At 57.9% G+C, this 7,185-nt stretch carries 7 protein-coding genes; 4 read left to right on the forward strand and 3 right to left on the reverse strand.

Features of this window, described 5'->3' with window-relative positions:
- Positions 1-20: 20 nt before the first annotated feature.
- Positions 21-2,744, reverse strand: a complete 2,724-nt coding sequence (locus tag HMPREF3142_RS22075; RefSeq protein WP_012542521.1) for a cation-transporting P-type ATPase — start codon at positions 2,742-2,744, stop codon at positions 21-23.
- A gap of 501 nt (positions 2,745-3,245) precedes the next feature.
- On the opposite strand from HMPREF3142_RS22075, the gene HMPREF3142_RS22080 reads away from it, so the two are divergent.
- Entirely contained in the window at positions 3,246-3,494 is a 249-nt protein-coding gene (locus tag HMPREF3142_RS22080; protein WP_008805539.1) for a DUF1158 domain-containing protein, read from the forward strand.
- A gap of 16 nt (positions 3,495-3,510) precedes the next feature.
- Here the strand turns inward: HMPREF3142_RS22080 and HMPREF3142_RS22085 are convergent, their stop codons facing one another.
- A complete protein-coding gene (locus HMPREF3142_RS22085) occupies positions 3,511-3,852 on the reverse strand; it encodes a RamA family antibiotic efflux transcriptional regulator (protein ID WP_002893035.1) in 342 nt (113 codons plus the stop codon).
- A 30-nt stretch (positions 3,853-3,882) separates the two neighbouring features.
- Positions 3,883-4,998 (reverse strand): MBL fold metallo-hydrolase, encoded by a 1,116-nt coding sequence (locus HMPREF3142_RS22090; protein ID WP_162493283.1) that lies wholly within the window; start codon positions 4,996-4,998, stop codon positions 3,883-3,885.
- Between the two features lie 179 nt (positions 4,999-5,177).
- On the opposite strand from HMPREF3142_RS22090, the gene HMPREF3142_RS22095 reads away from it, so the two are divergent.
- The 3 genes from HMPREF3142_RS22095 (at position 5,178) to nfsB (ending at position 6,900) form a co-directional block, all read left to right on the forward strand.
- Positions 5,178-5,759, forward strand: coding sequence for a TetR/AcrR family transcriptional regulator (locus HMPREF3142_RS22095; protein ID WP_012968754.1), 582 nt, complete (start codon positions 5,178-5,180; stop codon positions 5,757-5,759).
- On the forward strand, positions 5,759-6,127 hold the full coding sequence (locus HMPREF3142_RS22100; RefSeq protein WP_008805536.1) for an MmcQ/YjbR family DNA-binding protein: 369 nt from the start codon (positions 5,759-5,761) through the stop codon (positions 6,125-6,127). Before HMPREF3142_RS22095 ends, HMPREF3142_RS22100 begins: the two co-directional genes overlap by 1 nt.
- 119 nt (positions 6,128-6,246) lie before the next feature.
- Positions 6,247-6,900 (forward strand): oxygen-insensitive NAD(P)H nitroreductase, encoded by a 654-nt coding sequence (nfsB, locus tag HMPREF3142_RS22105; protein WP_012542524.1) that lies wholly within the window; start codon positions 6,247-6,249, stop codon positions 6,898-6,900.
- Positions 6,901-7,185: the final 285 nt, after the last annotated feature.

A 7,185-nucleotide genomic window follows, 5' to 3' on the forward strand; every position in this document is an offset into this window, starting at 1 on the left:
AGCGAGGCGCGCGAGATCAATCAAGCCGTTTTGCGGAACCGGCGCGTCAGGCGCTTCTCAACTTCCACCACCAGGAACATGGCGACGCCGATGACCAGGGTGATAAACCAGTAGCGCAGCGGCAGCGCTTCCGTACCAAACATGCTCTGCATCAGCGGGACATAGATAATGACCAGCTGCATCAGCAGCAGGACACCGGTCACCAGCCAGATGCCTTTGTTGCGCAGCAGACCCATGCTCAGGGAGAAGCTGTCGCTGCTGCGGCAGTTGATCATGTAGACCCACTGCGCCGTCACCAGCATCTGCAGCAGCACGGTGCGGATAAACTCCGGACTGTGGCCGCGCGGCGCCAGCCAGGCCTCAAGGATAAAGGCGGCAATAGCAATCATAGACCCGACAAAAGCCACTCGCCACACGGCGAAGCCATCCATCACGTGCTGGCCGGTTTTACGCGGCGGGCGGTTCATCACGTTGCGCTCTGCGGCTTCAAAGGCCAGGCCGAAGGAGAGCGTCGCCGACGTCGCCATGTTCATCCACAGGATCAGCACCGGGGTCAGCGGAATAATGTTCCCCGCCAGCAGGGCGATGATGATCAGCAGCCCCTGCGCCAGGTTGGTCGGCATGATGAAGAGGATGGTCTTCTTCAGGTTGTCATAGACCCGACGGCCCTCTTTTACCGAGCTGGCGATGGTCGCGAAGTTATCATCGGTCAACACCATGTCAGCCGCCTCTTTGGTGACTTCGGTACCTTTGATACCCATGGCGATACCCACGTCGGCCTGGCGCAGCGCCGGCGCGTCGTTGACGCCGTCTCCGGTCATGCCGACCACTTCGCCGTTATCCTGCAGGGCTTTCACCAGGCGCAGCTTATGCTCCGGGCTGGTACGGGCAAAGATGTCGTACTCCACCGCCGCCTTCGCAAGCGCCGCATCGTCCATGTGCTCCAGCTGGTAGCCGGTCATGGCCTGGCTGCTGTTGGTGATCCCCAGCATCTGGCCGATGCTCATCGCCGTCTGCGGGTGGTCGCCAGTGATCATCTTCACGCGGATCCCGGCGGTCTGGCAGGCATGGATGGCGTCAATGGCTTCCGGACGCGGGGGATCCATCATCCCGGCGATGCCGAGGAAAATCAGCCCCTCCTGCAGGTCCTCATGGTTGAGGGTGGTGGCATCAAGGCTGGCAGGCTTACAGGCCGCCGCCACCATGCGCAGTCCCTGACGGGCGAAGCGCGCCATCTCCTCTTCCCAGTACTGCGCCTCGAACGGCACCGCGCCGTGGCGGCTCATCTGCTCGCGGCACATGGCGAAGATAACGTCCGGCGCACCGGTGATCAGCACCCGGGCCTCGCCATCGATGTGCTGCAGGGTCGACATATATTTGTACTGTGAGTCAAAGGGGATCTTGGCCACCAGACGGGCCTCCACCGCCGGGAGCTGCGCTTTCGCCGCCAGCACCTTCAGCGCCCCTTCGGTCGGCCCGCCGGTGATCCCCCACAGACCGCGCTCATCCTGGGTAAGCTGGCTGTCGTTACACAGGTCGATGGTGCGCAGCCAGGTCTCCAGCACGGTGCCGGGCTGAACCTGCACGGGCTCGTCGCTCCCCTCAAGGAAGATCCGTCCCTGCGGCTCATAGCTGTCGCCTTCCACCCGGTAGCAGCAGTCTGCCGTGATGATCGCTTTGACGGTCATTTCGTTCATCGTCAGAGTGCCGGTTTTATCCGAACAGACCACGGTCATGGCGCCGAGAGTTTCCACGGTCGGCAGCTTACGAATAATCGCCCGCTTGCGCGCCATCGTCTGCACGCCCAGCGACAGAATAATCGAGATGATCGCCGGCAGCCCCTCCGGTACCGCGGCCACCGCCAGGCTAATCAGCGACAGCAGCAGCTCGCCCATCGGGATATCCCGCAGCGCGAGGCTAAAGATAAACAGCGCCACCATCATGGCGAGGATAATGACAAAAATCGCTTTGCCGAGCTTATCCATCTGCACCAGCAGCGGGGTACGGTGCTTCTCAATGCCCGCCATCATCTGGTTGATATGGCCGAGTTCGGTCTCCGCGCCGGTGGCGGTCACCACGCCGATGCCGCCGCCAGCGCTGACGGTGGTGCCGGAGAAGACCATGTTCACCCGGTCGCCCAGCGGCAGGTCGCCCTCCAGCGCGTCGGTGATTTTATCCACCACCGTCGACTCGCCGGTGAGGATCGCCTCTTCCACCCGCAGGTTGTGGGTTTCAATCAGGCGCATATCCGCTGGTACGCGGTCGCCGGCGCGCAGGATAACGATGTCCCCTGGAACCAGGTCGCGCGTCGGGATAGTCTCATGTTTGCCGTTACGCTGGACGCGGGCATCGCTGGAGAGCATGTTGCGGATCCCCTGCAGGGATTTTTCGGCGTTGCTCTCCTGGATATGACCGATCAGGGCGTTAATCACCGTCACGCCGAGGATCACCAGGGTATCGACCCAGTGCCCCATAATGGCGGTCAGCGCCGCAGCCGCCAGCAGCACGTAAATCAGTACGTCGTTAAAGTGGGCGAGAAAGCGCAGCCAGCCCGGTTTACCCTTCTTTTCCGGCAGGGCATTCGGACCAAAGGTATTCAGGCGCTCGGCGGCGTCTGCGGAATTTAACCCAGCGGCCTGGCTTTTTGTCTGCGCCAGCACTGCGTCAACGGTCTGCTGCCAGACCTGCCGTGGCGCGGTGTCGCCCGAGGGCGTCGTAAACTTTGGGTTATTCATCTTGGTCAAATTACATTTTCCTTATAAATTCCGTGAATCGGAAAGCCTGAAATCATTCCTGGCCAATGAAGTAAAACGTGGCTAAAAAGCCGGTAAAAATGTGATCCAATATCCGCCTAAATTTTTCGCAAAATACAAAATGTGTGATAAGTTAATTCACAAGATAAATATTACAGAATATTAATAAACCAAAACTAAACGAGGTTAAATATGTTTGGAATCTACCGCGGACGCCGTCTGGCGCTGTACATCCTGCTGGCCATCATTGTTGCCACGCTGGTGGGATATAGCACTTATAGTTTTGTAAAAGCGCTGGCATAATAATGACATTAATTTACATCCGGCTGCAATTAACTTAATTACAAATTATTTCAGATTAATTAACATGAGAGCGAAAGGCAGGCAATAATATTTAAAGTAGCCGTGTTATAGAGAGTAAAAAAACAAAGCATATTGCGTTAAGCATTATTTTACCGGACAATATGTTTTTTAACTGATGATTAACATGACATGAAACATCCGCTGGAAACGCTTCTCTCCGCCGCCGGGATCTTACTGCTGGCCCTGCTCTCCTGTCTGCTGTTGCCCGCGCCTTCGCTGGGCCTGACGCTGGCGCAAAAGCTGGTTGAGACATTCCATATGATGGATCTCAACCAGCTCTATACGGTGTTGTTTTGTCTGTGGTTCTTAGCGCTGGGCACCCTTGAATTTCTGGTGCTGCGCTGGGTGTGGCGTCGCTGGTTCTCCCTCGAACGGTAAACCAGGAGAGCGCGCCTCAGTGGGCGCGGCTGTGGTTTTCTTTGCGGTAGGCGCCCGGCGGCTGGTTGAAGGTCCGGGTGAAGACGCGGGTAAAGGTCTGTTGCGAATCGAAGCCATACTTCAGGCAGATATCGTAGACCCGCTGATCGGTGTCGCGCAGATCGCGGGCGGCCAGCAGCAGCTTCCTTTCACGAATATAGCGCCCAAGGCTCTCTCCCTTGTACTGTAAAAACAGCCGTTGCAGATGCCATTTCGAATACCCGGCATGGCGAGCGATATCATCAATACGCAGCGGTTGATGCAGGTTGTCATCAATCCACTCGACGATAGTGTCAATCACCTGAGCGGAAATCGTCATATGCTCTCTCCTCTGAAACTGCACTGGCGCTTAGCGCCACCAGGCGTTAAATGATTGCGTCTTATCGGCGACCCACAGCGGCTCGCCCTGCATAGGCGTCAGCAGACGCCAGGCCCTTCCTTCGCTGGCAGCCGCCAGCCGTTGATACGGTTCATCCCAGCTGTGTTTCGCCAGAACAAACCGTCCTGCATGCCCAGGCAGCACCGCGCGGGCGCGCAGGTCGTCGGCAGCCTGAGCCGTTTCATCCGGCATCATGTGAATATATTTCCAGTCCTGGTCATACTGCCCGTTCTCCATGATCGCCAGATCAACCGGACCAAATTCATCACCAATCGCTTTGAAGTGCGGCCCATAGCCGCTGTCGCCGCTGTAATAAATTTTTTGCTGCGGGGTGACGAACAGAAAACTGGCCCACAGCGTCTGGTTACGCTTCAGTCCACGGCCGGAAAAGTGCCGCGCCGGCAGAACGTGAACGGTGAATTCATCGCTGACCGGGATCGCCTGCTGCCAGTCCGCTTCGGTAATCAGCGCCCCGTCCATCCCCCAGTAGCGCAGATGCGACCCGACGCCCAGCGGCGTAATGACCCGCTTAATTTTCGGCAGCAAGGCGCGGATGGTGGCGTAATCCAGATGGTCGTAGTGATCGTGGGAGATGATCAGCAGATCGATGTCTGGCATCCCTTCCGCCCGCCACGGATAGTCGCCGGGAAAGGCTTTATTGATAAAGGAGAACGGCGCCGCGTAATCGCTGAACACCGGATCGATCAGGATACGTTTTCCTGCCAGCTGCAGGTACCAGGAGGAGTGGCCGAGCCAGACCATCACATCCTGCCCCAGGGGCAGCGTCGCCAGGTCGGTCTTCACCAGCGGCAGCGGCTGAGCGGGACGGGCGTTTTCCCGTTTGGTCATCAGGAAATCCCACCACGCCGCCAGCATATTTTTCTGCCCGGTGAACCCTGGCGTGGGCAATTGGTTATGGAACTGGCCGTCCCGGTAGTGGGGAGACGCTTCCACCTGGCTAAGCTGTGCCCCCTGCGGCGCCTTACCAAAACCGGCATTGAGGACAAACGGCAATGTCGTTGCTGCTGCGAGTAACATGATGGCGACCACGCTAAAAGTGACACGGTTCATATCCTGACCAGACAAAAGCCCCCATCCCGGAGGCTTTGTGATATAACTTGATTATGAGTGAGTACGCACTCATTATTAGGAAAGTGATGAAAGTCGTCAAGACGATTTTCAATTTTTGCGTTCCGCCGTTGCAGCGACCTGGTCAGACGTGCAAAGATCGGCGGTTTGTTTAAACCTGCGTGAGGAAAAAAGTAGTGGCTCGTCCAAAGAGTGAAGATAAAAAGCAAGCGTTACTGGAAGCTGCCACCGCGGCTTTCGCCCAGTCCGGCATCGCCGCCTCGACGTCGGCCATCGCCCGCAGCGCTGGGGTGGCCGAGGGGACGCTGTTTCGCTATTTCGCCACCAAGGATGAGTTGCTCAACGAGCTGTACCTCGCGATTAAGCTGCGCCTGGTGCGCACAATGATCGCCGGGCTGGATCCGCACGAAAAGCGCCCGAAAGAGAACGCGCGCAATATCTGGAACAGCTATATCGACTGGGGGGTGCGCAACCCGATGGAGCACAAGGCGATCCGCCGGATGGCGCTTAGCGAGCGCATCACCGACGAAACCCGTCGCCAGGTAAAAGAGAGCTTCCCGGAGCTCAACGAAATGTGCCAGCTGTCGGTGAAAGAGATTTTTCTCAGCGAGGCGTACCGCGCCTTTGGCGATGCCCTGTTTCTGTCGCTGGCGGAGACCACCATCGAATTCGCCAGCCACGATCCGCAGCGCGCCCGGGAGATTATCGCCCTCGGCTTTGAAGCCATGTGGAACGCCCTGCATGAGGCGGACGCCTAATGACTCCCGAGATGCTGCATCCCTGCGCTCATCGTATCGCCCTGACCTACCCGTTTACCGAGCACTGCTGGCCTTTTGGGCCAGAGTACGACGTGTTTAAGGTCGATGGCCGTATCTTTATGATCACCATGACCATTCGCGGCCGGGCGCTGGTCAACCTGAAGGCTGAGCCGCAGAAGTCGCTGCTGAATCAGGAAATTTATCGCAGTATCGAACCGGGCTACCATATGAACAAGAAACACTGGATCACGGTGGTGCCGGGAGAGGATATCAGCGAGGATCTGCTGGCCGAGCTGATTGACGATTCGTGGCATCAGGTGGTGAACAAGCTGAGTAAAAAGGCCCAGCAGCGCCTGCGTCCGCGCTGATTTTCAGCCAAATGCGATAAGTGTTATCGCATTTTTCACCCTTATCATTTGGCGATCTTCGCTGTACTCTTCCTCTCCTTAACGCACCGGTAAGGTGCTGTAAACTGTGAGGAAGAGTTATGGATATCGTATCGGTCGCTTTAAAGCGCTATTCCACCAAGGCCTTTGACGCCACGAAAAAGCTGACTGCCAGCGAAGCCGAACAGCTGAAAACGCTGCTGCAGTACAGCCCGTCTAGCACCAACTCCCAGCCGTGGCACTTTATCGTCGCCAGCACCGATGAAGGGAAAGCTCGCGTAGCCAAAGCCGCCAGCGGCACCTACGTGTTCAACGAACGCAAAATTCTCGACGCCTCGCACGTGGTGGTGTTCTGCGCGAAAACCGCGATGGACGACGCCTGGCTGCAGCGCGTGGTGGATCAGGAAGAGGCCGATGGCCGTTTCGCCACCCCGGACGCAAAAGCCGCTAACCACAAGGGTCGTACGTTCTTTGCCGATATGCACCGCAAAGAGCTGAAAGATGACGATCAGTGGATGGCGAAGCAGGTGTATCTCAACGTCGGCAATTTCCTGCTGGGCGTGGCGGCGATGGGTCTCGACGCCGTGCCGATCGAAGGGGTCGATTTTGCGATCCTCGATGAGGAATTTGACCTGAAAGCCCAGGGCTACACCAGCCTGGTGGTGGTCCCGGTCGGCCACCATAGCGTGGAAGATTTCAACGCCACCCTGCCGAAGTCGCGTCTGCCGCAGTCGACGACCATTACCGAGATTTAATCTCTCACCAGGCGTCTTTCACCGGGCGCCTCTGGTGCCGCTTGTCAGTGCCGGGTGGCGGCTACGCCTGACCCGGCCTACATAACAATGTATATCATATAGTTACCTCTCACCGTAGGCCCGCGCAAGCGCAGCGCCGCCGGGCAGCGGGTGCGGAGCGGCTTTTATGCCGGGCGGTGGCTCACGCCTTGCCCGGCCTGGGGTTCGTGCGACCTGTTGGTGATTTACCCACTTGCGCGACTGAAACTGCCGGTTTCTCCCTCTCCCTGTGGGAGAGGGCCGGGG

The organism is Klebsiella sp. HMSC16C06 (genome assembly GCF_001808325.1).
Lineage (GTDB): Bacteria > Pseudomonadota > Gammaproteobacteria > Enterobacterales > Enterobacteriaceae > Klebsiella > Klebsiella variicola.

Coding starts and splice junctions, on each gene's coding strand:
- HMPREF3142_RS22085 (WP_002893035.1), bottom strand. CDS start 3,852: ATGACGATTTCCGCTCAGGTGATTGACACTATCGTCGAGTGGATTGAT.
- HMPREF3142_RS22080 (WP_008805539.1), top strand. CDS start 3,246: ATGAAACATCCGCTGGAAACGCTTCTCTCCGCCGCCGGGATCTTACTG.
- HMPREF3142_RS22100 (WP_008805536.1), top strand. CDS start 5,759: ATGACTCCCGAGATGCTGCATCCCTGCGCTCATCGTATCGCCCTGACC.
- nfsB (WP_012542524.1), top strand. CDS start 6,247: ATGGATATCGTATCGGTCGCTTTAAAGCGCTATTCCACCAAGGCCTTT.